This is a genomic window from Legionella nigrisilvae (genome assembly GCF_977063395.2).
In genome coordinates this window covers 392,103-415,257 of record NZ_CDRUGZ020000022.1, presented here as the reverse complement: position 1 = coordinate 415,257, position 23,155 = coordinate 392,103, and the positions used below count along the sequence as shown (strand labels likewise).

The following is a 23,155-nucleotide window of genomic DNA, read 5'->3' as shown; positions in this document are numbered from 1 at the left end:
GGGTTAGTTAGGATAAACCGATTAACTATATTTTTAAGAAAAACACATTTTACTAAGGTAAAAGTTTGGAGGGTCTTAAATAACGAAATTGGATTTATCTATTAATGAGTGAATAAAAATCCAAAAAATCAGCTTGTTGTTTTTTATTCATCTTTTGAATGGAAAGACGCTTTTTCCAAATTTGTTTTACGACTAATTGAACTCTGCTACGGGTTGCTTTCAAGGCAATCATCCACAAAAAGGCAACGTACGCACATCCTCGAGTTTTACAATCAATATCTAAAAGAGAAAGGGCATCTTTAAAAAGCCGAAGTTCATCTTTTTTAAGAAAATATGCAGTTCTACTATTGGTTTTTTTTAAATTTCTTTTCAGTAAGTAATCCGAAATTAAAAAATGAAATTGAGCAGAATCTTGCCTATGTTTACCATAATGTATATTAACGGATTTAAAGTATATTTCTAAGCGACTATCCTGTGATTGTTCTTCTATCTTTTCTAATACTGCAAAGACATCGTTCTTTAAAGTGACTACTTCTATTTCTTGAGGCCGGATTAAATACTCTAATTGTTCATCAAGAAGCATATATTGAATTACCGGTTTATTCATTTTTCCTTTGGTTAGCCATCTTATGGCGGCACGAAGAGTCATAAGTAAACTGGAATAATCTCTTTCTATTTATATAGGATAAATTTTAATTTAATTCCATTTAGTTAAATTACGTCCCAACTCGTCCTCATATAAAGGCTCATTTAGAGGAAGCTGAAAAAATTCAAAAAAGTTTAAATTAGAATTTGAGCTATTTATCTGCGAGAGGGATTTAGACAGACAATCCCTCTTCTTTTTATAAATCCGTTCCTTAACCAAATAAACCCATAAGTTAAATGTTCTCCGATTTATGCTCTAAAATGTTATCGAATTTTTATCTAAAAGTTTTATAGTGTGCTTCCCTTTTGAGCTAAACTAAATGAATTAAGGATAAAAGATAAATAACGGAGATAAGTATGGAAGATACAAACAGCCAAATAACCTCTGTAGTACCTCAAACGTTCGATGTACCTAAAACACTTTTTTTAATTTTGCATTTACCCCCTCCAAGAATGGAATGACATTCACTCTCCCTATGAGTTTATGGAAAAACAAATGAAAGTTTTTATGGAAAACGCGAATAATTTTTTAGAGTACATGAGGCTCGTATATTTATTCTGGTTTAATCTTCCTCAACAAATTTTTATGAAAACAGAAGAGTTATCCGAATCTGAAAAAACTAAAAAAAAATCAATAAAAACCTCTGCTACCTAGAGTAATGAGTTATGGACGACAAGGATTGTACAACGATCTCAGCCCTCAACACCTCTATTAAATTTGTTTAAAAAATGCTTGGCGCAGTCTTGATTGTAATTAGAACAAACAAAACTGCTATTGCCAATAGAATTTGAAATGTGATTATAATGGTTAAACGGATAATTTTTATTACATGGAAGGTGCCAAATGAGGAATTTATTTCAATGGATAGTTGAATTTCTTGATGCGATTGTTGGTGTTGAGGAAGATAAGCCAAACAAACGTTATCTGAATGTTTGCGAAACTCAAGAAAAGTATGAAGCCGGATTAATTCGAATAGGCGAATACAACAAAAGAGCTGCACCTAAGGAGAAGGTTTAAAAGGCAACCGAGTATCCTTGTTTGTTACCGAGGCGATTATTAATTTAGAGGAAAACCTGGTTGCTTGCAACCAGGGGTTAGTAGAAGTAGGCAGTCAGACTTTGAGGGAACTAAATTGAGTATATTTATCGGCTAATTCATTCAATGCCTTACCACTTACTCGATATACGGTCCATTCATCCATTGGTTTTGCGCCGATTCGTTCATAAAATTTAATCGCGGGTTCATTCCAATCTAATACCCACCATTCAAAACGCCCGCAATTTCTATTCTTAGCTAACTTAGCTAAGTAAGCTAGCATAATTTGTCCTACTCCATGGCCTCGTGCTTCGGGTTTAACATATAAATCTTCTAAATAAAGACCAGGCTTTCCTAAAAACGTTGAATAATTATGAAAGAACAAAGCAAAACTAACTGGTTTTTCATCAAGATAGCCAATGATAACCTCGGCATAAGATTTAGAACCAAATAAAGTTTCTAACAATTGTTCCTCAGTAGCGACTACCTCGTGAAGCAGTTGTTCATACTCCGCTAATTCTTTAATAAATTGCAAAATTAAAGGTATGTCAGATGGTGTTGCAAATGTAATTTTTACATCTTGGTTCATTCTTTCTACTCAGTACTTAAAGGTACAGCATTCTAACTCAGTTTTTATTTATGTTGCAGACGTTATGTTAAAATAACCTTTACGTTACTCTATGAAAACACGAAAAAATTTTGTTATTTTGCTTGCACAGTGGGAGATTTATCCAAGGATAAAAAACCGGTGGAAGCAACCGGCCTACGAAGTGACTTAATTGTTTTAAGCTTGTTTCATTTTTGTCTGATTATGAAGATAAAAAACTCTTTCTTTAAGAGCCTTGATTTGGCTTAAACGAGAACGCTTTCTTAAATAAGCAGAGAGCCTTTGAATAGGAATCAGGGTTTTCTCTCCAATTCCATCAATTAAGACAAAATGTTCTTCCCCACGGAATGTATCATAAGCGAAAACGAGATTTCGAGGTTGTAAATCATGAACAGATATATCACATGAAATCAATGATTCACAGAATGCATCCAACTTCTTTTGCATTTCCTCGGTAAATAATCCGTCGCGCAAAATAGTTCTTAAATTTTTAGCACAAGTACCGTCAATACTTTTTTCTGCTTTAACAATAAGCCCAAAACCATAGTTCGTGTCAGTAAAGCCCACAACTGTTTGCAGAAAAGGAGGAAAAAGAAAATTTTGCTTGAAACGTAAATAAATATTTTCCAAGAGTTCTCTAGCATAAGACTTCGAAAAACGAAATTGATAAAAAAGAGGAATACACTGGCTTAACTTGGTTTTATAACCATTTCTTTGATGAAGCTCTGGGTTTGTGACCTTTATTAGTAAATTGAGATCATGAGGATGTCGATAAACCAAGCAACGACGTCCTTTTGCTAAAAATTCTTGATCTGTAAGGTGAATTAAGGTCTTTGGTTTCATTGTATTTAAGTCCTGTAAATAAACTGCTGAACCAATTTTTATGCGTCCATGGCATAAGATTTTGAAATGTTAATTTCAAGATATTCTTTTAACAATCAGGGTTTTCCCTTAAAAATTAAAGGGATAATTTACTGATGTACATAATAGCTTAGTTTTTGTTTTTTATTCAATGAGTAGGCTGATCTAAAGTCGTTCTTTTATGCAAGCTCGCAACCAGGTACTTTAATGGGCCTATAAATTTGGAATAAAACATGGGGAGTTATCCCCTGAAATTTCAACGATCAATCAAAGTGTTGGCAGCGTACTTGATTTTTACCTGCTTTTTTAGCTTCATATAAAGTTTTATCCGCTACTGAGATCACATCATCCACATCATTAGCAAAAAACGGAGATATGCTGACTATTCCTATACTTATTGTTGTCTCGTTTCTTTTTGCTTGTTTTTTAAATTTCTTTTGTAAATTGTTACAAAGTAAAATGGCATCATCGAGCGATGTATCCGTTAAAATCGCTGCAAATTCATCCCCTCCAATACGAAAAGCACTGTGTTTATCTCTTTGTGCTGAATTTTTGATCGCTGTTGCTAACTGTTTCAAAAATAAGTCACCTGAAGGATGACCATAATTGTCATTAATTAATTTAAAGTCATCTACATCGATTAATACTAAATTAATGGAGTGACGGTTTTTCTTTGCCTTTTTAAATTCTTCATTAAGCCGTTCATCAAAGTAACGACGGTTATAAAGACCAGTTAATGCATCTGTAATTGAAACACGCTGGACTTCTCGCATTGCTTCATCTTTCTTTTTATTGAGTTGTATGGTTTCTTGCAATAATTTCGAAGGAAATTGAGCCGTAATAATTAGCATAATGGCAAAGAGAGTAAACATAGTCGCTAAAATAATACGATCCATATCCCCCAACCAATAATTATAAGCAATTAATGGTAAAAACATAGGTAATAAATATGCATAATAGGCAGGTAGATATACCGAAAGAGATGCTAGAGCACCTGATGCCATCCCTCCCAAAACTAAGGTAATAACAATTTGATGCATATCGACGAAGTAAGGATAAAATAAGATATAGCATGAACCCCACAAAGAACCTGTTAAAAAAGTTAACACTAAAAACCAATTTTTAGTCGCTTTTTTTTTGGCAATATAATCGCGATTGATAATATTTTTTTTGCTATTAACCCAACGCCAAGAATTTAATAAGACCATAGTTAAAAACCACAGAGCTACAGGCATTATTGGAGCATCTCGATATAATAAATAACCTGCTATTAACGAGGATAAAAAAACATTGAATGGAATCGTTTTTAGAGAGCTTTCGAGTAGCAATAAAAAGCATTCATTTTGTAATCGAAAAGTCGGCTTTATCCCCATTTTATTCTCCGTAATTCAATTATAAAGCTCAAAAATTCAAATTAAGAAGCTAAAACATTCGATGTCGAATTTAATGTTATGGCCTTTAACAAAGGATGTACTATTAATTTTAGCATATTCAAGTATGATTAAAAAATGAACAGGCCTTGGTAGGGTAAGTTACCATCGCTAACAGATAAATTTTAAAATGCATGAAACTTATCTTTGCAAAAATATAAGATGATTTTAATTGAGAAACACCTTCATTTAATCTTAGTTACTAAGATTGGTAGTTAGATGTATTTATATGCTACAAACTTCCTTTCGATCCAAAAAGAACAGGAGGGCTGTAATTGGGATGTTATTCAGGTACTATTGAAAATGTGGATGATTTATATAGGAAGAATTAATGATTAATCATGTGGTTGTATTAAAATTTAAATTAAATTTGGCAGAGTCGGATATTAATTCTGCTCTAAATCAGTTAGGAAATTTGCAGGAGATAATTCCCTCTATTAAAGACTTTTCATTTGGAACAAATTGTAGCCCAGAGCAATTAAATAAAGGATTTACCCATGCATTCGTTATGACCTTTGACGATTTACAAGGACGAGATCTTTATTTAGAGCATCCAGAGCATAAAAGGATGGCTACGGAGGTATTAGTCCCGATGTTGGAAAATGGTCTTGAGTCCGTGGTAGTGATTGATTATGAAAGCAAATAAAAGGTCAGCACTGTATTCTGGTTATTATCTACACTTCAATTCCAGTACTCTCTAAAACTATTAATCTACGCTCCATTCAGCAACTGGGGTTTCTGAATATTGATTTTTAACGTACTGTTCAATAAGACTTTTAAAATTATTATTGTGCTTCGCCAGATATTGTTCTTGCCATATGCTTCCATTTTGATTTCTCTCAAGCCTGGTTTTAATTATATCTAAATAGAAACGTGCCTCCAGGTGGTTAATTCCCAACTCTTCAAGTCCTTTGAGAGCGAGAGGCAACAAGTCTTTTAATAGAGTACTGGCCTTGATTTTACCATGACTCCAATTCAATCTCGCCTCTAACCCGAAACGAGCTGCTTCATAAAAATTTTTTAAACTGGACTCTTGGGGAATTAAAGAGCTGAGGGAGGGTAGGTGATTCGCATAATGAAAAGTTATGCCATAAAAAAATGCGGCATTGGCTACCATATCTATTATAGTTGGGCCAGAAGATAGGACACGGTGCTCTATTCTTAGATAAGGTTCATGCTGTTGATTAAAATCTAAAATAGGCCTGTTCCAGCGGAAAATACAACTATTTTGACATCTCGCATGAAACATATTATTGATAGGGTCCTTATACGAAGCGAGAGGTAAGAGATAAGGAAAATTTTTAAAATTATTTTTAAAAATGGGAAAAAGGTTTTCTTTGAAATAGTTGGGTTCAAAAAAAACGGTTTTTTTCAATGGGAGTGGAAATGTATAAAGTTGTTCAAAAATGCCAATTCGTGTTTCGCTCCATAAACGCTTCCCAGCAAAATAAGGTGAATTACTACTAAGGGCCAATAAAGGAGCGGACAATATTTGAATAATGTTAAAATAATGAGTTGATTGACGATTAGGCACTTCTAAATGAAGCTGCAACGAACATATTAAACCTTCTATAGCTAAAGATTCTGGAAATAAACGGAGATTTTCTTTTTCTCCTTCGAGATGAATGGATAAAGATTCACCGTTTCGATATTTAGCTACAAACTCATCCATTAGAATAAAAATATTTTGGGGTGTAATATATAAAGGACTAAAAAAAGCAGGGTCTACTTGGGGTATTGAACCTATGAGTGCTAAATGATGTTGAGAATTAAATGCTGTTTCACAACATTTATTCCATATATTTAAAATACTTTGGTGTAGTTTAGATAAGAAATTATCTTTCAAAGGAAGAACTGGCACATTAATTTCTAATTGAGATGTTCCTGCCTCTTGAACCAATTCTTGAATTCTAATTTTTTTAGTAAAAAAAAGATTATCAGGTGTTAATTGATAGTGTTTATCTAAAATAAGAAATTCAATTTCAGCCCCTGCTTTCATGGCTTCATATTTAAAATAGTCTTTCGCGAACCATTCTTCTAAAAGAAGGGTTTCAGCAATTAAATTTTTTTCAAATAACTCACAATCAACTTTATAATCTTCCATTTTTTTTATATGCATAGCTTAGTCCTTAAGTTCGACTAAAGTTTTTGTAATGAAATACTTAAGTTCGATTCAATCATAAAGCAATGGTTTGCTGGAATAATTTGCCATTTAAATTTATCAGCGGTTTTAGCTCCATGAATGGATAATTTTTCGGAAGCAATAATTACATGTTTGTAGATGGTTTTTTGGCTGGAGTTTGATAAAAAATCATCCCCTAGAGAGAAATACATGGTTTCAGGTGTAATTCGTGATGAAGTACAATAACGGAATGCCACGATACGTTTTCCATCGGTAAGGCAAATATTAAAATAGCACACCGCTTGTTTATGATGATTTTTAACTAATTCATTTATTATATTTAATGTTTTCTGTAAATTTATATATATATCATAAGAGCTAGATAATTTTTTATTTTTTGCTAATTGTAAAAATAAGGCAAAAATTAATTCTGAATCTGTGCTCCCTTTAATCCAATTATAAATATCATCATCCAATAAATTATGGATTTGTCGTTTTATTTTTTTGAAGTAAGGAATCCATCCATTATGCATAAACAGCCAGTTTTTATATATAAATGGATGACAATTAAAGTGAGAAATACCACCGGTACTTGCTGCACGTATATGAGCAAAAAAAAGCGGAGCTCTGGTTTTTTTTGCTAAATAAGAAAAATTTAGATCGTTCCATGCGGGGAAAAGAGAGGTAAATAAAGCGGGCGTCTTATCAAAATGAGTGTACCATCCCAAGCCAAACCCATCCCCATTGGTCAGGGTACGAGATTCACGCGCTAAAAGGCTTTGTTTTATAAGAGAATTGTTAGGTTTTACTAACAGATCAGCAAATAAAATATCCTCTTTTCCTATATAAGCTACGAATCGACACATAATTATTATCCTTATCAAGGCATTATAAAACGATCCATATCATTGTAATTCTAGGAAAGGAGGCATAAGATGTCCAAAATAATATTCAAAATAGTCATTTTTAATTCATTTTGAAGATTCTAGGGTAGTAAAATGTCTTCAGGTTCGGAAATAATGTTCAAGCGTTTTATTGCGATTGGTGCCTCCTCCGCAATGGTTGCCACAATTTTAGGTGCTTTTGCTGCTCATCATCTAAAGACTCAATTTAGTGAATATCAAATGCATCTGTTTCAAACAGGGGTTTTTTATCAATTTATACATAGTTTGGCTTTATTATTCATTGGAGTTATTCTTTGGCACCTCAATAATCAATTTATTCGAGTTTCTGGATGGTTGTTTTTTATAGGAATTTTGCTTTTTCCAGGAAGCTTGTATTTAATGAGTTTGATGCAAGTAAAAGCGCTGGGATTGATTACGCCAATAGGCGGCACCTGCTTTATCTGTGGCTGGATTTTGCTAGCTATGGGGATGTATACAAAAAATACTTAAATAATTAATATCGCCTAATTTGAAATTATCAGAATGATTATTCTCTTATGCACGTTTAACAAGTTAGAATTATATACGAACACATCGAGCGATTTATTTTATGAAAGCAAACTATCCACTAAAAGTTATTCTAGCTAGCGCATCTCCTAGACGCTTCCATATACTCCAAGAGCATGGGTTGAATGCTGTAGTCATGCCCGCCGATATTGAAGAAATTGTGCAAAAAGGTGAAGACGCGAGAGCTTATGTCACTCGTTTGGCTGAAGAAAAAGCGCACACCATTTTGTTACAAACTGCAGTAGAGAGTGCACATCTCATTTTGGCAGCAGACACTACAGTGGCTTATCAGAATCATATTTTAGAAAAACCCCGGGATGCCGAAGACGCCTATAGAATGTTACGTATGCTTAGTGGTAATTCCCATGAGGTCTATACTGGTTATGCTCTTATTTTTTTACCCGAACAAAAATGGTGCATTAACTATGCGACAACCCACATTACATTCCACAACCTAACAGACGAACAAATTCAAGATTATATTGATTCAGGAGATCCTTTTGATAAAGCTGGAGGGTATGGTATTCAAACAGTACGTGATACCTTTGTTAAGGAAATAAAAGGATCCTATTACAATGTCATGGGTTTGCCTATTGAGGAAATTTTAGAAAAGATTTCTTAGAGTATTTTGGAGTGCTGTTTACTTAACTAGGTCAAAAGCATTTATATCATAAAAGCAGAAAATGTTATCTCATGACATGGCTTTCCGAAGGTTCATCTCTGAACAAGTATTAGCATGGCTAGTAATTTTCATAATGGATACTAGCTAGATATGTGTACAGTATTAGGTCAATTCGAGTAAGGATCTAATTTTTACTTAATTATTTCTTGTTATAATGGCTCATTCATTTTTTTAATCTGGAAAATCAACATGATTGAGTCATTGAAAAAAGCTCTTTTGAACAACAATAAGGAAGTTTTTAAGCAGAAAATCAGCAAGGAACAGCTCAATGAAGTTGATGACCAAGGTAATACGCTACTTCATCTAGCCGTGAAGGAAGGTTCTTTATATTTTGTAAAACATTTACTGGCCCTCGGAGCGGATATCTCATTGCTAAATGATGAAGGGAATAGCGTGTTACACCTTGCAGTAGAAAAGGGCTATTTTAATATAGTCAATGAACTGCTGGGAATTTCACCAGCAGCAAAAGATAGAAAAAAGAAAGCAAAATGGACGGATAAGGATCGTAGCATTAAATTGGAGACACTGAAAAATTCTCAGAATCAGGCATTTATTCTTCTGAATGTACCGAATAATAAGGGAGAAATACCGCTCATTATTGCAGCTAGTTTAAAAGATGATCTTATTTATAAAAAAATTCTACTGCTTGATCCTGCTCCTGGATATGCAAAAAAACATATCGATGAAGCTTTGAGATTACGGCAAAAACAGATTGGAAGTTTGCGAAGTAAAAGTTTTTGGGCTGCATTGTTGGAAACATTTTGTCCTTCTGCATCTATAGCAGAATTAACCGAGTCGTTTGCATATACCGGATTATTAGCTGGGGCAAGTGCAGCAGTGGCTTTGGGCTTGAATATTGCCTTTGCTGTTATCTCCATTTTGGGGTTTAGCCTCATCCTTTATGCTAATTATAAAAAGAATCAATCTGAAAAAAATGCCATTCGCGAACTTGAAGAGTTACAAGCGGAACTGGCTTTTCTGCAGGGAATTAGAAAAAGAGTTGCGCAACTCCTCTCACAACGGGTATTAACGGCTGATGATAAGAAAGAACTGGCCTTGATGAAGGTGGAATTAACCAAAACCATTCAAAAAACAACCCTAGTGAAAGGCTCAGAAATAAATGCGGCGGATTATGTAACGCGAAATGATAAAATCCTCGTTGGCTTAAGTTCGGTTGGGAGCTTCCTATGTACGTATTCCGGAACACTGGGTATTATGGGGCTTGGTTTGGCAATTGGTGCTGAAATTCTCGGTGTCAGCTTGTCGGCTCTTATCGTTTCTACCGGCCCAGTGGGCATCGGTATTGCTTTAGGTGTTGGATTAATACTTGCCGCAGCTCTTGCTTTTTATCACTATGAATCCAGAAAACAAGGCTATATGGTTTTTGGAGAGCAACGAGCATCCATTCATAAGTTGGAGTACAGTGTTTATAAAGAACAACAAGACCTCATTCATGGTGCGGATAACGTGCTCAAAAATATTGATGGTTTACTGACACCCCACAAAAATCTTAAAGAACCAAAGGGTGGAACATCAGAGCAAAAAAAGAAAGCGCCTGAAGCCCTTCCCAATAGATATGATCATGGGCATAAACCAGGGGAGATTTGTTCTAAGGAAACAGAACAACTTGGTACTAATGGATTCATGGGGCGAGCTCAAAGTGTACCTGATATGACGGTAATTAAAACTAAAACCCCCACATTTTAGGTAAAGAATTAATCATTAAATAGCTCATTAGGTGTGCATAGTTAGTTTTTAATAATTTTTGTAAATTTCATCTGGTCGATTTTAGAACAACCGTCAAAATCATCTCCTATAATTAATGATGAACCTAGCCATTAATTATTGAGGTAATAAATGCTTGACCGCGATGATAATAATTTGCCGAAAACTGATTCAAATGGGGTTACTGTTACCAGACAAGTAAAGAAATTAACTCAAGATCCTAGGTATAGAAGCGTTGATTTTTTTGATCAATGTGCAATAGAACCAAATTTCAAGGTAGAACAAGAGCAGATCACAATCCAAGCATCAAAGACCCCACCTCCGATGCTCAAAGTAGAGGATTTAAATATCCCCGAATTCTTATTAGATGAATTGACTTCTGATGAAATAGTAAACATTGCGAATCAAATAATAAGTTTTGCTTACGATCCCCTGAAAGTTGCCCATCACCTTAAAGATTTGGATGGTGTTTTGGGAAAATCAATGCAAGATAATCAAATTCTGCCCCCAGAACACAATTCGCTTCCTTCTCATTTGATTGCTGGAAGGGGTAATTATATCCCAGGTAGTCCGCCACCTGACTATCAACCTTTGAAAAAGGGGAGGATTCTGGATACATTATTATTAAAACGTGAAGAGTTGCGTGATGTAAATAAAAATGGTTTTATTGTTAAGTTTATTGGTTTTGTCAGTAGCATGATAGCGGATCGTATCGTTTCAAGTGGTCAACTTTTTAATGAAAATAAACAAGTTAATCGTGTCCTTTTACATGGTTCTTATACACATCGACTTTTACTTGAAGCATTTGCTCAGGCGGTAGAAAAGGGTGATATCGATTTAAATATTAAATCAGGAAAGAAGCTCAATTTTGTTCAACTATTACATATCTTAGTTTCGGTAAAATCAAAAAATGGGTTCAGTCTCTGGGAAATGGGACTAGACTCCGTTGAGGATTCTGAGCGTTCATCTAATGCTCCATTAGATTCAAAGCAATATAGTTTTAGCTGCCGATCCCCTTTTGTTTTAAACTCTCTATTATTATGTTTTGGTAAGGAGTTGGGATTACCTAATCTTCAAACCTATTTGTTGGACAGTCATTACAAATCGGCATATGAAATGGTCTTACGTTCTAAAGAAAAGATGGCAAAGGCAGAGAGATTGTCTCACTATTCAAAAATTGATATTTCCAATGAACGAATATATGAGCGTTGTATGGAATATTTCTCTACAATGGCAGAAAGTTATGGCGATGTAGGGGGAAATTCCCCTTTTACTCTTGATGAATTAACAATGCTCTCCGACGATCGCTATATATCATCAATGTGGGGACCTAGTGTACGAATAAAAGTATCCTCACCCCAAAAACCCGGGATTTATACAGATTGGATGGAATTTTTTCAGAGCAAAAGCAAAGAAAAGGAACCTATTTCAAACCAAAATAAAAAACACCAACGAACTGATTCGGATGAGGATGAAGAACAACGATTTAATAAAAAGAAACAATGAATAGGGAATAGGATTAGGTTTGGTAAACTTGGGTGCCCATCTATGTCCGATAATTTAAGCCCTCAGTTTAGTGCTCTTTAGACGTAATTGTTTTTTGAGTTTAGGACAATGAAATGCTCCAAATTATAGGAAGAATCTATCTGATTAAAATATAGGGAGAAATATAATGCATACACGGATTGATTATACTAAATTTGCTCCTGACGCAGTGAATGCGATTTTAGGTCTTGAACAGTATGTTGTTCATAGTGGAATAGAACGATCTCTTCTTGAATTGGTTAGGCTACGTGTGTCACAAATTAATGGCTGTGTCTATTGTGTTGATATGCACAGTGCGGATGCTAAAAGAGATGGGGAGTCTGAGCGTCGTCTCCATTCATTGGTTGTATGGAGAGAGTCTCCTTTTTTTACTCCTCGGGAACGAGCAGCTTTAGCTTGGAGTGAATCAGTTACTTTATTATCAGAATCCCACGTTCCTGACGAACTCTATAATGAAGTTTTAAGTTGTTTCAATGAAAAGGAGCTCATTGATCTGACTATGGCTATTATTACCATTAATAGCTGGAACCGCATGGCTGTGAGCTTTCGAAAATTACCAACCTGAAATTTTGCGAAAGGTTTCAACCGTCTTGAACCGTTGTTATTACATCCGGAGGGGGATCAGGGTTCTAGATACCGTGCTTTATGCGCGGTACGTGGGAGTTAAATTTTTAGGGCCGGCCAAGTCCAATTCGAAGCTAACCCAAATATAAAGGAGTAAGCAATTTATAGGTTTCTATTTTTGAAATAATGAAATAAAAAAATCACAAAAAAATAAATGAACAGTGGTTTAATAAATACATTAAATATCAAAATCATTTGTAAAAACAAATTGCTTGAATGCCATAACTTCTGACATAGCTTTAAGAAACCTAGAGATTGGTAGGGCTTTATATACAAAAGCATTGCCACGTACTGAATGATAATAAAACCGAGTAGGGTACAAAGAATTGCAATGGGATGCCTAATCGTATAGAAGAAATGAAACCATGAATTTTTTTTCATTGATTTCCCTAGGGTTAACTGCACACATTGAGTTATAAGATAGCACTTCTTAAGACTAGAAACCTGTCAAGAATCAAAAACTTGTACGCAATTTCGTCCTTCTTTTTTTGCTTTATATAGAGCCTGGTCAGCGTTTTTGATGGATTCTTCAATTGTAATACCTGTCTTAAGATGCGATATACCAAATGAAGCTGTTAAATGAATAGTTTTAAGGTTATCTATATTAATTTTTAGTGAAGAAATTCCTATCCGAATACGTTCCGTGATCTCAAGAGCGAGATCAGTATTAGTATTTTGATAACACAGTAAAAATTGATCGCCGCCAACTCTAAAAATTTTGTCGTAAGGGCGCATATTCTCCATAATAAATCGACATACGGAAGCTAATACGCTGTCACCCGCTGCATGTCCGTATTTATTATTAATTTCTTTAAAATGATCTAAATCAATCATTACTAAGCTGCATAATTGTATTTGTCGATTAACTAATTCCTGTTGTTCTCGTAAGATGGGTAACATATTATTCCGGTTGATCGAGCCCGTTAATGGATCACGATTATAAAGTAATTCACTTAATTCTCGTTGCATTGCCAAAATTTCGAGATGTAATTTTTCCATGGTATTTGAAAAAATATCATAATCATGAGGGGATACAGCATTGCCTTTACTTATTGCGACTAACAGGGTAGCGGCTGCTCTATGCATTTGCAGATGCTCTTCTCCCAGTGCGATAAATCCTGGATGTTGATTTAATCTCTTGGACGCAGTTTCATAATACCATTGGCCGAATTGACATTCTTTATGAGCACTCGTACTCATGTCGTGTAAATCAGGCGGTAATCTACATATAAGGGAACGTATGATTAGATTATACCATTGGTGATGATTGTAGAGTGCTTGTTCAAATTGGAATATAAAATCTTGTAATTCCTCACGACTAAAAGAATCAAAGTACATGTATCTGTCCTTAATAGTTAGTTTATTTCAATCCTAAAAATATTTGATTCGATACTTAAACAAACTCATCACGGAACTGGTTCAAAAATATCTATTAAAATGAGAAATTATAAATTTCATAACTTCAAATAATTACATCAATAAGTATAGGAAAAAACATTTGATTCTGCTTCATAGTCCTCTTGGAATTAAAAATTTGTAAAGAAAACCAACATCGCTTTTGGTAGTTCATAGAATATTATTTTCAAGATTTGACGATCTAATAAACACCGTGATCAATACGGTATCCAAATTATTAAATTCATAACAAACTAGGAAGATGCTTATAAAATAATTAAGACGTACCAATGAATGGATTGATGAAATTATTTTCTAAAAACGAGCAGGGTAAGGCCCTAGTCATGTTCGTTTTTTTGGCCGGGGTATTAGGTATAGTTATCTTATTTTTTGAACTTATATATTGGTATGATATTCGAGAGAAATTCGACCGTATCTTATTTGCAATTTCAATATATATTTTTCTATTAGCCTTTTTTGTAGGGAAGCCAGTTGAACATTTAGGATCATTGTGTACTATTTTATTCGGATTAGTCTTCATGTGTTTTTCTATTTTTTTTCAAGTCTTTTATTTCAGGACCACTTCAATTGCACATATGCTATTTCTATTTATCTGTCTTGGAGGTATGTGGGGTCTTGGACGTATGTTATCTGTTATTGTTAATTTTTCTAATTCCGTGGAGGTGGGCTCTTAGTAAGTCAAACCTTGCTAGAAAGGGAATTCGATATCAGTGGGATTCTGTACACAAGTTGCTCATTATTGTATAATAATCCTAATAAATTATTATCGATGTACTAGGTAATGCATAAAATTGATCACTATATACACACGGAAACAGCAAATGTAGACAATATTCTAGATACCACTCTGGCAAATATCTATTTAAAAGATAAAAAAGGGCGTTATCTAGACTGCAATCAGAACATGTTATTTGTAAATAAGATGCAAGATATGAAGGGAATGAGGGATTCGGACTTATTGTGGAAAGAACAAGCTCCTATACTCGCAAAAAATGATGCAGAGATAATACAACAGAATAAAGCAAAAACATTTATTGAGACAGTCCAAGTGGATGGTTCTATTCAGCATTATCTGAGTCGTAAAGCACCATTGTATACGCGACAAGGAACGATCATGGGGGTTGTGGGAATATCTTTTTTGATAGATGATGATGCTTCATTGTTTAAAGCCATACACGAGACACTACCCTTGGCTATGCCCAGCCCTGTTGAGTTCAATGTTCTTCCTTCTCAGCGGTCAGATCAAAATTCGTACCCTCAACTCACAACGAAACAAATTAAATGCTTATATTATTTGGTTAAAGGAATGACAATAAAACAAATTGGTCAACAATTAAACCTATCACCAAGAACAGTTGAAGATCACCTTAATGCAGCTAAAAATAAACTCAACTGTCATAGCCGCAGGGAGTTAATTACAACCGCATTACAATTGCCAATTATTAGAAACCAATTGTAACAAGATCATTTTAAACTGATAAACAATCGGAACTATTATATGGTGAAATCAATTCCTCCAGTGAGCCCGTATGCACTTTTCACCTGAGTTCCGTAATAGTTTTGGACTAGGGGAACATTAACTCCAAAATAACACGAGAAATTGGTATTCATATTTACTCTTAAGCCAGGTAATAAAAAAATACTATTTCCACCGCTGTTTGGATCACTTAAACCTGCAATATTATCTTTTTCAGCATATTCGCCAGTAAGTTCGATAATACCATCAACGTGTAATTTTTTTTTTGTGTACATCTCTATGACAGCCGCAAAATTATAATCGAATATGGAGCCTTGAGTTGTCTCTTGAGAACCTTCAGTACTTTGTGTATATAATAAGTTTGCGCTTAAGGAAAACTTCTTAAATTGTTTTGAAATAATAATTCCTGCAAAGGGAGTCCAGGCACCACTTCCTGGTTGATCGGATGCAGAAAAGAGTACACCATAATTATCTCTTACTGTGGTTTTACCTGTCGGGGCATTGATGCCATAGAGTAATGCCAGTGAAGCAAAAGCTTTGTTCCCATTCAAAAATTGCCACAAAGAAAAGATATTGGTGTCGCCTATACCCGAAGGGCTTCCCAATTGAATAATGTTTTTTATATTGGTTTCCGCATCAAAATTAACAGCAGAGATGGATGAATTAACCACATAAGGGATACTGATGCCTATGGTTATATTATCTTCTAGTCCATAAAATCCCTGAAGATAATTCGTAAAAGTAGACTTCTGGCTTTCTGCTAAGGGATGTTGTAAAAGTTCAGTACTAGACAAAGGGATGCTTGGATAATATTCTGCGCGTTGACTGATCCCTATTTGGCCTTTATCCAGGGTATCCGCAGTCGCCGTAGTAATCGGCGACCCAAGCCCCGGTGAATAACTAATTGAGGTTTGAGTAGCTGCATGAAGAGTAAAAGAGAAGCAGTATAAGCCTATAATTCGCTTTAAAATTTTGTTCATTTCATACGTATTAATTAAAAGTTTATTCTAACTTACAATTTGGTTTATGCCCATTACGTATAATGATAAGAGCTCACAGTTAACCTATTAAAAGGTAGCTCCCTCATCAATGCTTCGAAAGTTTAACCTATCAAGGACTTTTATTTAGGGTGTTTATTCTTTGTTGTATGGGTAAAAGTGATTTATACTGCTACTATTTGTTTGCCTTCTTCTACAAAAATTAATGATCCGAATGTCATTAGTTTAACTAACGACAACAGTCGTTGTCCTACAGCGAATACCTCGCGTGTAACCAATATTGGTTCAAATTGGGGTGAAAATTTCCGCTCTTTACTAGATACAACGCAGTCAGCGAACGGCGTGGCTCGGTTTGATGCATCACTTTTAGAACCCAATTAATTCAAGCGATTAAAACGAATAATTTTAGCAACACCGATCCAAATGTTATCGCAGATTGGTTGTTGGGGCCTAATAATGATGGGAATAACGGACATCTAGTTTTTGCCCCCATATATATGGATCTCAGGTGGCTGGGTGGCAGTCCGATGCAAATGACAGTCCTATACGATTTGATTGGAACTTTGGCTTTTTATTGAACTCAGGTTTTCCATTTGTAATCGGTGAATTAGGATATGACGTTCAAATACCTGCAACTGGGGGCGAAGATTTTTTTCTAAATTCAGTTGCACCTTATTTGATTAATAAAAAAATAAATTATAATTTATTTTTTTGGACCTTCAATAATGCTGATTTTCCTGTAGGGCTTCGAGCAAGTGACTCTGATCTAAGTCTATTTGCATGGAAAGAACAAGATTTGCATGATCTCTTTAATGCACTCTTACCCGTGCAACAATACGGCAAATTATGCGTAACAGTACCTATGCCAATTGTATATACGGGAACAAAATTTCCTGTGACCACAGCTACAACGGTTAATAACAGTTATCAATTTAACTTAACCGCTTTTGATACATTGACCTGTTTAAACAACGTCCTTGTAGGAAATTATACGTTAACCGGAAACTCAATTACCAATAGTGACGGCATCAATTATGTGCCCGAAAATACAAACACGGCTCTTGTTTCTTTAAATACTGAAACGGATATTAAAGTTAAATATGTTGAAGAGCCTAAGGGCACTCTCAATATTCAGATTACAGGAGATAGCAATTGTCCTATCAATGCGGACCAGCTATTTACGGTAACTTATTCTTCGAACTCTAATACCAGTAGTGTTCAGCTACTTGGCTCAACACCAAAAGATGTTTCCCTTCCTGTTGGTAACTACACAATCAATGTTACACCGCTTCAGTTACCCCAAAATACACTATGTTCTGCTCAGTTTAATACAAATTTGAGTATCAGTGCGAATACGGCTCAGCAAGAGACTATTCATTATACCGTGGTGGCATCTAATAATTGTAGTGTTAAGTCCCAATGTAGTACTTGGGGGGCCCCACAAGACTCTTGGGCTGGGAGTTCTTGTAACCTATACATCAGCACCAAGTCACCTATGACTAATCCTGCGATATTAAGTCTAGTAGCTAAGGGGATTACTGCGGTGACCTCAGTATGGAATGCAACTATATCCTTTACCAATGGAAATTTAGCAATGACTTTAAACGATGCGGTATATGTGCCAAATATTGGTTTCAACGCGAATGGTATTATTAGCTTACCCTCTCAAGCAACCCTTTCCACGAAGGGACAAACGTTCACTTGTCCGGTGAATGCTTCATATAAATAAGAATGCATGGGCTCTGCTCAGAGCCCATTATTTCAATCTTATCTAAGGAATGGTGAGTGCTTTGCGCTGCCTTTATAGGGCTTAAAACTGTGACCTGACCAAGAAAAATCTTACAATGGAAAACGAGTGACTAATAATTCACATTATTATATTATCATTTTTTTTTTACAGTGAGTTAAGAATGCCATCAAGTCAATTAGCGTTATTATGTCACCAGATTGAAAATCAAAATACTGACCATTTTGGTAAATTTTATATGTATGTCAGTTTGTTAAATACTCTAACAGTAAGAAATAAAAGTTTTGCTGACGGTTTACCCAAATACTCGAGTGGATTGGCTTTTTGGAGAACAAATCATCTGGATATCGGCAAGGAATTGTCGGTTGAGTTTATTCAAAAGTTGGATCTTTATTCTCGAGAATTTATGAATACCGAACCTCATTGGTTGAAGACACTTTATAACATTGTAATGGTATATATTCGTAAAGGGACAATAACAGATTTAACCTATATCATTGAGCAAATGTTAAATCATCTCAGCGCGATGCAAGGTTATCAAAGTCATAATCAAGACATTTATGATTACATTAATTTTGAACAAAATAAGAAGGGGTTAGCTGAATTTATTAAACAAGTTTCAGATTTAAATCAGCAATTATTATCTATTGCTGATAGTGGTTGTAATACTGTGTTATCCACATTGGCGGTTGCCACAGGCTTGGTGCTGGTTTTAGCTTCGGTTACTTCTATAGCGCCTCTGGTTATTGGTTTGTCGCTGGTAGTTGGAGGTACATTTGGTATCTATCATTATGTGACCCAGGCAGAAGCACAAGCAAAACAATTAGAATCTCAAGGAAATAAAATAGTTGAAACTATGAGCAAGCTACCGCAAAACGTGAACTTTTTTGGTAATAAAAACTACAGCAGCTTTTATGCTGCAGCAGTTAAACCTTTGCCCTATACCGTGATTACAGCACTTGAGCAATTGATGTTTGATAAGTCCCAACAAGACGAACTAACAAAACAACGCAAGCAAATTGATGAAGTAAGCACATTATTATCTATTTAGTCGATCTCGCTTTTATGCTTTTAAGACTTCATTTGTGCATGCAGATTAACTTTGCATGTACGAAAAATTTAGGGGGCTTCAATTGAGTTACCTATCATTAGATAACTAAGACCATTATTTTTGAGTCCATATCATTGAAGCAAATTAAATATATTTTATTTCTCGAATTAGGTATGATTACTCGAACAAGAAAAATAAATTTATGAGTCAATTATGAAAAAATTAGTTTTGATTTTAGCATTCTGTTCGTTGAATGCATTTGCTGTTAATGCAGTAAATCCAAATAATAGCACTTGTGACGATATACAAGATCCTGCGGAGCGAAAGGATTGTTATAGTATTGAAAAAAAGGATGAAGCGGAAGAAAATTTTAGAAACTTTCAAGGAAACCTTCCGGATTCTTATCAGGAAGAGTTCTAATAAAAAGAGTTTGATGAATAGCGGTAGTGCATTGAATTGATCGCTTGAATTTAATGTATTACCTATAAAAGATGTTGCTTTTGCTCCCCTTCTCTTACATTAAATAGACGCAAAATTTCAATTCAGATGGCTATAATTCAATTTTGATTTGTTTATAAAATTAAAACAAATTTCGAAAGATTATGATTAAAATTCTTTATTTTATCCTGAGCCCAACAAATATTTTCTCTAAAAAATCCTAACAAATGTTCAATTTATAAACTATAAATACATATAGAAGTCATTTTTATGGGTTCAAGGAGAAAATAATGAAAGCAATAATTACATCTACAGCATTACTCATGTCTTTAAGTTTAGTGGGTTGTAATACGATGAACCAAGCTGCCCAATACAGTAATCAAACTGTAGGCGCTGGAGTAAAATATGGTGCTAATGTGGTAGGTACCGGGGTAGGTTTTATAGCTAATACGGGTGCAGCTGTAGGTCATGGTGTAGGCAGGGTAGTTGGTACTGGCGTTGGAGTTGTAACTGGACATACAGTTTACAAAGCACAACCCCAATATGTGGATCACAATGGCCATAAGTATATGTTACAAAATGGTCGCTATGTTCTTGTGCACTAATTTTTAAAAAGGCTCTTCATTTAAGAAGAGCCTATATCAATCCAAGCCTACGCAATAATTCATAATGTATTAGAGCTGTTTACGTGTGTAGTTTCCTCTAAGGCTTTTGTACTTCTAATCTCTGCCGCTATGCATTGAATTAAGGGCTCTTTTAGGCCCAAAGGAATATCTTTATGGACTTTTGCAACTCTAAGAGTAGTTGGGACGCTGTAGCGGGAATTTAATTCTTCTAATTCCTCAGAATCTACTACGCTTGCCGCATCATGAATGGTTAACAAACGTTCGTGCATTCCTATTAAACCTAATTCTCGAGCTCTTTTATTCATGCGTTCAAAGTTTTCAAGCATTATTCCATCTGAGAATACTACTTCAAGAGACCACACTCTTTTTTTGAAATCTGGATTTTCTATATCTTGGACGTGCACTATCTCATTGGAAGCCATAAATTTTCCTAGGAGGCGACCAGGACCTCGTACTTGAATTACTTTCATTACGTCTTCAGAAACGTTTAATGCCCAATTATCGTCTTTAGCAGCACCAATAACAATCGTTACTTCATTGTTGCTCGCAGTGGTTTCCTTTATAGGATAAAATTTTTCATGCTTGTCCAATTCTTTAATTTTTTTTCTTGTATAACTATCAAATAATTCCTCGTTTAAAAATAAATGTTTTTGCGGAAGCGTATATACTTTAGGCAGTCCAGTGACCCAAATGAAACCGCGACATGGAATGATTGATATGCCAGCTGCATAGGGCTGTGCTGTATATTTGCAGGGCGATGCAGAAAAAAAATATCGACTGTCATTATCAACGAGATAGCTCACAATATCATGATTGGATGATTTTTTTCTCTGAACGGAAGACATCCCAAGATAATTACTCGTCATGGCTTCAAAAACTTCTTTAGTACCTTCTGTTCCTCTGAAAAGTAAGTCACTTCCGGATGGAAGGCTATTATGTAATTGCTCAGCTCCAATCTTTATTTCTTTTGATGACAGAGATGCATACGAGATATCCAGTTTGTCTGAAAACAAGGGATAATTTGATTTAGTTAAAGACTTTAATACGCGTTGAACAAAAATCGATCTATTTATGGGGGTTAATTTGGATAGCACACAGTACTCCTATTATTGCGGATCAATTAATTGCCACCAGAGTCATTAAATGAGCTCTGCGAATGAAAAAGGATCATAGCAGATAAATTTTGTTTAGTGGAATAGAAAAGAGGTTTATTAATGTTCAATCGAGAAATTTATAAGATATAGGCCTATCTGAGTCTTTTAGGAAAGCAATATGTGAAATGAGAGAGGACATTATTTTTCAGAAATAGCGCAACTTTTTAAATGCTGCGCTATGGGAATAAGAAACATTGGATTTTGACTTACAAGATAGTACATTTCCATGGATCCGAAAGTTCTTCTTTGGAGGGTATCTGTACTTTCTTAGTTCCTTGAGCATACAAACCATAGGGATTAAGCTCTACGGGTGTTTTGGTATTTGATTTGGTTGCTAAGTTTCCCAGTTTTATACCATCTAAATGTTTTTTAAACACCTCGAAGTTAGGTCTATGTTCAGCATCTATAATTGGGAATATGATATGTTGAAAATGTTGTGCTCGTTTTTCAATTTCTTCGGAATAGATTTTGGCAACAACCTCTGGATTATTTTTAAAACTTCCGCATCCCCATGCTCCCATAATGGCGTCCGTTTTTCCTTTGAGAATTAAGGTATCTAATTGGGCACCGATACGACGACTTAGATCTTGGGTATATTCTCTTACAGAATCTTCATTCTTGAAGTCAATCGTTCTATCAACAAGCTCAGGAGCGGCTGACCGCAATTCATAAAAAGGAAAAATTTTGTTTTTTGGAAGGAAGGTATAACTCAATGCACTGTCCGCTACAAATTGTTTTTTTGATGCGAGTTCATCAGAACTTATTGGAACCAAAATTTCCGGGCCACGAAAGCAAATCTGTGGCTCATCATTCATAAAGACTTTATAAGCTTGGGGTATTTTTATGCCTCGTCTTATACCTAAGGATTCCAGTTCTTCTGGGCTCATTTGTTCTTCAGCAGTTAGGAGTCTGCGCGCGTGTTCATCATAAAGAAAACATTTTTGAGTTTCATCGTAATAAATTCCTCGGGAGCCTAATGAACGGACACAAGATGAACGATGCCACATATTTTCTTCTTGAGCACTCCCACCTTCTAGAGCAGCTCCTCCCGGAAACAAAGAATTGGCCATATTCAAAATAGGATATATTCTTCCATGCTTTTTAGTTGCTTCCAAAGCGGCATCTCCAAAGTCTCGGCAAACCACTTCAACTTTTTGGGGAGGCTCTACTTTTTCTTTTTCCCATGCTTTTAAATTTTCAGCAGCATGTGACTTTAACTCATTATATAGCTTAGGATCTGTCGAGTGGTCTATTGTTTTTTCCATGCTTTTATGACGCCATCCATTTCCTGAAAAAATTCCTAAAAGAAAGCCGGGTCGGCTGTAAGAATGAACTTCCTTTATTTTTGATAAAGGAATGGAATTTGGAAGATGGCGTAATTCTCTATATGCTCTCATAAAATAACTCCCTTGATATTTTGTCTCATTCTGGTTTTTCGGAGACAGATCCTGTTATTTATTGATATAAATTCATCAATAATGATCCTTAATTTGCATTATTGTGCTTTTTATATCGTGTGG

General features: G+C 35.0%; 24 protein-coding genes. 14 read left to right on the top strand and 10 right to left on the bottom strand.

From position 1 onward, the window contains the following. Positions 1 to 94 precede the first annotated feature (94 nt). Positions 95 to 607, bottom strand: coding sequence for a hypothetical protein (locus ACWTE2_RS14985; RefSeq protein ID WP_454785981.1), 513 nt, complete (start codon positions 605 to 607; stop codon positions 95 to 97). A 534-nt stretch (positions 608 to 1,141) separates the two neighbouring features. Between ACWTE2_RS14985 and ACWTE2_RS14980 the strand changes: the two genes are divergently transcribed. After that, positions 1,142 to 1,300, top strand: a complete 159-nt coding sequence (locus ACWTE2_RS14980) for a hypothetical protein (protein ID WP_454785980.1) — start codon at positions 1,142 to 1,144, stop codon at positions 1,298 to 1,300. Positions 1,301 to 1,489: 189 nt separating this feature from the next. Continuing rightward, positions 1,490 to 1,663 carry a hypothetical protein gene (locus ACWTE2_RS14975; RefSeq protein ID WP_454785979.1) on the top strand — a complete coding sequence of 58 codons (174 nt, stop codon included), beginning with the start codon at positions 1,490 to 1,492 and terminating at the stop codon, positions 1,661 to 1,663. Between the two features lie 94 nt (positions 1,664 to 1,757). Here ACWTE2_RS14975 and ACWTE2_RS14970 read toward each other — a convergent pair whose 3' ends face one another. The 3 genes from ACWTE2_RS14970 to ACWTE2_RS14960 form a co-directional block, all read right to left on the bottom strand. Further along, on the bottom strand, positions 1,758 to 2,270 hold the full coding sequence (locus ACWTE2_RS14970) for a GNAT family N-acetyltransferase (RefSeq protein ID WP_454785978.1): 513 nt from the start codon (positions 2,268 to 2,270) through the stop codon (positions 1,758 to 1,760). 195 nt (positions 2,271 to 2,465) lie between these two features. Further along, on the bottom strand, positions 2,466 to 3,131 hold the full coding sequence (locus ACWTE2_RS14965) for a YrbL family protein (protein WP_454785977.1): 666 nt from the start codon (positions 3,129 to 3,131) through the stop codon (positions 2,466 to 2,468). 281 nt (positions 3,132 to 3,412) lie between these two features. Then, the gene (locus ACWTE2_RS14960) at positions 3,413 to 4,522 is read right to left on the bottom strand and encodes a GGDEF domain-containing protein (RefSeq protein ID WP_454785976.1); all 1,110 of its coding nucleotides are present in this window, start codon (positions 4,520 to 4,522) and stop codon (positions 3,413 to 3,415) included. Positions 4,523 to 4,910: 388 nt separating this feature from the next. Here ACWTE2_RS14960 and ACWTE2_RS14955 point away from each other — a divergent pair, with 388 nt between their 5' ends. After that, a complete protein-coding gene (locus ACWTE2_RS14955; RefSeq protein ID WP_454785975.1) occupies positions 4,911 to 5,225 on the top strand; it encodes a Dabb family protein in 315 nt (104 codons plus the stop codon). Between the two features lie 60 nt (positions 5,226 to 5,285). On the opposite strand, the gene ACWTE2_RS14950 is transcribed toward ACWTE2_RS14955, so the two are convergent. Further along, entirely contained in the window at positions 5,286 to 6,698 is a 1,413-nt protein-coding gene (locus ACWTE2_RS14950; protein ID WP_454785974.1) for a glutamate-cysteine ligase family protein, read from the bottom strand. 20 nt (positions 6,699 to 6,718) lie between these two features. Further along, positions 6,719 to 7,567, bottom strand: coding sequence for a class II glutamine amidotransferase (locus ACWTE2_RS14945; RefSeq protein WP_454785973.1), 849 nt, complete (start codon positions 7,565 to 7,567; stop codon positions 6,719 to 6,721). Positions 7,568 to 7,699: 132 nt separating this feature from the next. Here ACWTE2_RS14945 and ACWTE2_RS14940 point away from each other — a divergent pair, with 132 nt between their 5' ends. The 5 genes from ACWTE2_RS14940 (at position 7,700) to ACWTE2_RS14920 (ending at position 12,669) form a co-directional block, all read left to right on the top strand. Further along, positions 7,700 to 8,095 (top strand): DUF423 domain-containing protein, encoded by a 396-nt coding sequence (locus ACWTE2_RS14940; protein ID WP_454785972.1) that lies wholly within the window; start codon positions 7,700 to 7,702, stop codon positions 8,093 to 8,095. Between the two features lie 100 nt (positions 8,096 to 8,195). Then, positions 8,196 to 8,774 (top strand): Maf family protein, encoded by a 579-nt coding sequence (locus ACWTE2_RS14935; RefSeq protein ID WP_454785971.1) that lies wholly within the window; start codon positions 8,196 to 8,198, stop codon positions 8,772 to 8,774. A 249-nt stretch (positions 8,775 to 9,023) separates the two neighbouring features. Continuing rightward, positions 9,024 to 10,541 (top strand): ankyrin repeat domain-containing protein, encoded by a 1,518-nt coding sequence (locus tag ACWTE2_RS14930; RefSeq protein ID WP_454785970.1) that lies wholly within the window; start codon positions 9,024 to 9,026, stop codon positions 10,539 to 10,541. Positions 10,542 to 10,691: 150 nt separating this feature from the next. Then, positions 10,692 to 12,065 carry a hypothetical protein gene (locus ACWTE2_RS14925; RefSeq protein ID WP_454785969.1) on the top strand — a complete coding sequence of 458 codons (1,374 nt, stop codon included), beginning with the start codon at positions 10,692 to 10,694 and terminating at the stop codon, positions 12,063 to 12,065. Positions 12,066 to 12,231: 166 nt separating this feature from the next. After that, complete coding sequence (locus ACWTE2_RS14920; protein WP_454785968.1) at positions 12,232 to 12,669, top strand: carboxymuconolactone decarboxylase family protein; 438 nt, start codon at positions 12,232 to 12,234, stop codon at positions 12,667 to 12,669. A gap of 506 nt (positions 12,670 to 13,175) precedes the next feature. Here the strand turns inward: ACWTE2_RS14920 and ACWTE2_RS14915 are convergent. Then, a complete protein-coding gene (locus ACWTE2_RS14915) occupies positions 13,176 to 14,066 on the bottom strand; it encodes a diguanylate cyclase (RefSeq protein ID WP_454785967.1) in 891 nt (296 codons plus the stop codon). A gap of 859 nt (positions 14,067 to 14,925) precedes the next feature. Here ACWTE2_RS14915 and ACWTE2_RS14910 point away from each other — a divergent pair. Further along, positions 14,926 to 15,603 (top strand): helix-turn-helix transcriptional regulator, encoded by a 678-nt coding sequence (locus ACWTE2_RS14910; protein ID WP_454785966.1) that lies wholly within the window; start codon positions 14,926 to 14,928, stop codon positions 15,601 to 15,603. A gap of 35 nt (positions 15,604 to 15,638) precedes the next feature. On the opposite strand, the gene ACWTE2_RS14905 is transcribed toward ACWTE2_RS14910, so the two are convergent. Then, positions 15,639 to 16,601, bottom strand: coding sequence for a transporter family protein (locus ACWTE2_RS14905; protein ID WP_454785965.1), 963 nt, complete (start codon positions 16,599 to 16,601; stop codon positions 15,639 to 15,641). A 177-nt stretch (positions 16,602 to 16,778) separates the two neighbouring features. Here ACWTE2_RS14905 and ACWTE2_RS14900 point away from each other — a divergent pair, with 177 nt between their 5' ends. The 5 genes from ACWTE2_RS14900 to ACWTE2_RS14880 all read left to right on the top strand — a co-directional run bounded on the left by ACWTE2_RS14900 (position 16,779) and on the right by ACWTE2_RS14880 (position 20,460). After that, positions 16,779 to 17,000 (top strand): hypothetical protein, encoded by a 222-nt coding sequence (locus tag ACWTE2_RS14900; protein WP_454785964.1) that lies wholly within the window; start codon positions 16,779 to 16,781, stop codon positions 16,998 to 17,000. Positions 17,001 to 17,127: 127 nt separating this feature from the next. Beyond that, a complete protein-coding gene (locus ACWTE2_RS14895; protein WP_454785963.1) occupies positions 17,128 to 18,348 on the top strand; it encodes a hypothetical protein in 1,221 nt (406 codons plus the stop codon). 181 nt (positions 18,349 to 18,529) lie between these two features. Further along, complete coding sequence (locus ACWTE2_RS14890; protein ID WP_454785962.1) at positions 18,530 to 19,417, top strand: hypothetical protein; 888 nt, start codon at positions 18,530 to 18,532, stop codon at positions 19,415 to 19,417. Positions 19,418 to 19,630: 213 nt separating this feature from the next. Next, the gene (locus ACWTE2_RS14885; protein ID WP_454785961.1) at positions 19,631 to 19,837 is read left to right on the top strand and encodes a hypothetical protein; all 207 of its coding nucleotides are present in this window, start codon (positions 19,631 to 19,633) and stop codon (positions 19,835 to 19,837) included. A 308-nt stretch (positions 19,838 to 20,145) separates the two neighbouring features. Then, positions 20,146 to 20,460 (top strand): hypothetical protein, encoded by a 315-nt coding sequence (locus ACWTE2_RS14880; protein ID WP_182393163.1) that lies wholly within the window; start codon positions 20,146 to 20,148, stop codon positions 20,458 to 20,460. 59 nt (positions 20,461 to 20,519) lie between these two features. Here ACWTE2_RS14880 and ACWTE2_RS14875 read toward each other — a convergent pair whose 3' ends face one another. Together ACWTE2_RS14875 and ACWTE2_RS14870 are read right to left on the bottom strand one after the other, a co-directional pair. Continuing rightward, the gene (locus tag ACWTE2_RS14875) at positions 20,520 to 21,575 is read right to left on the bottom strand and encodes a hypothetical protein (protein WP_454785960.1); all 1,056 of its coding nucleotides are present in this window, start codon (positions 21,573 to 21,575) and stop codon (positions 20,520 to 20,522) included. Between the two features lie 266 nt (positions 21,576 to 21,841). Beyond that, positions 21,842 to 23,032, bottom strand: coding sequence for a poly(ADP-ribose) glycohydrolase domain-containing protein (locus ACWTE2_RS14870; protein WP_454785959.1), 1,191 nt, complete (start codon positions 23,030 to 23,032; stop codon positions 21,842 to 21,844). Between the last annotated feature and the right edge of the window lie 123 nt (positions 23,033 to 23,155).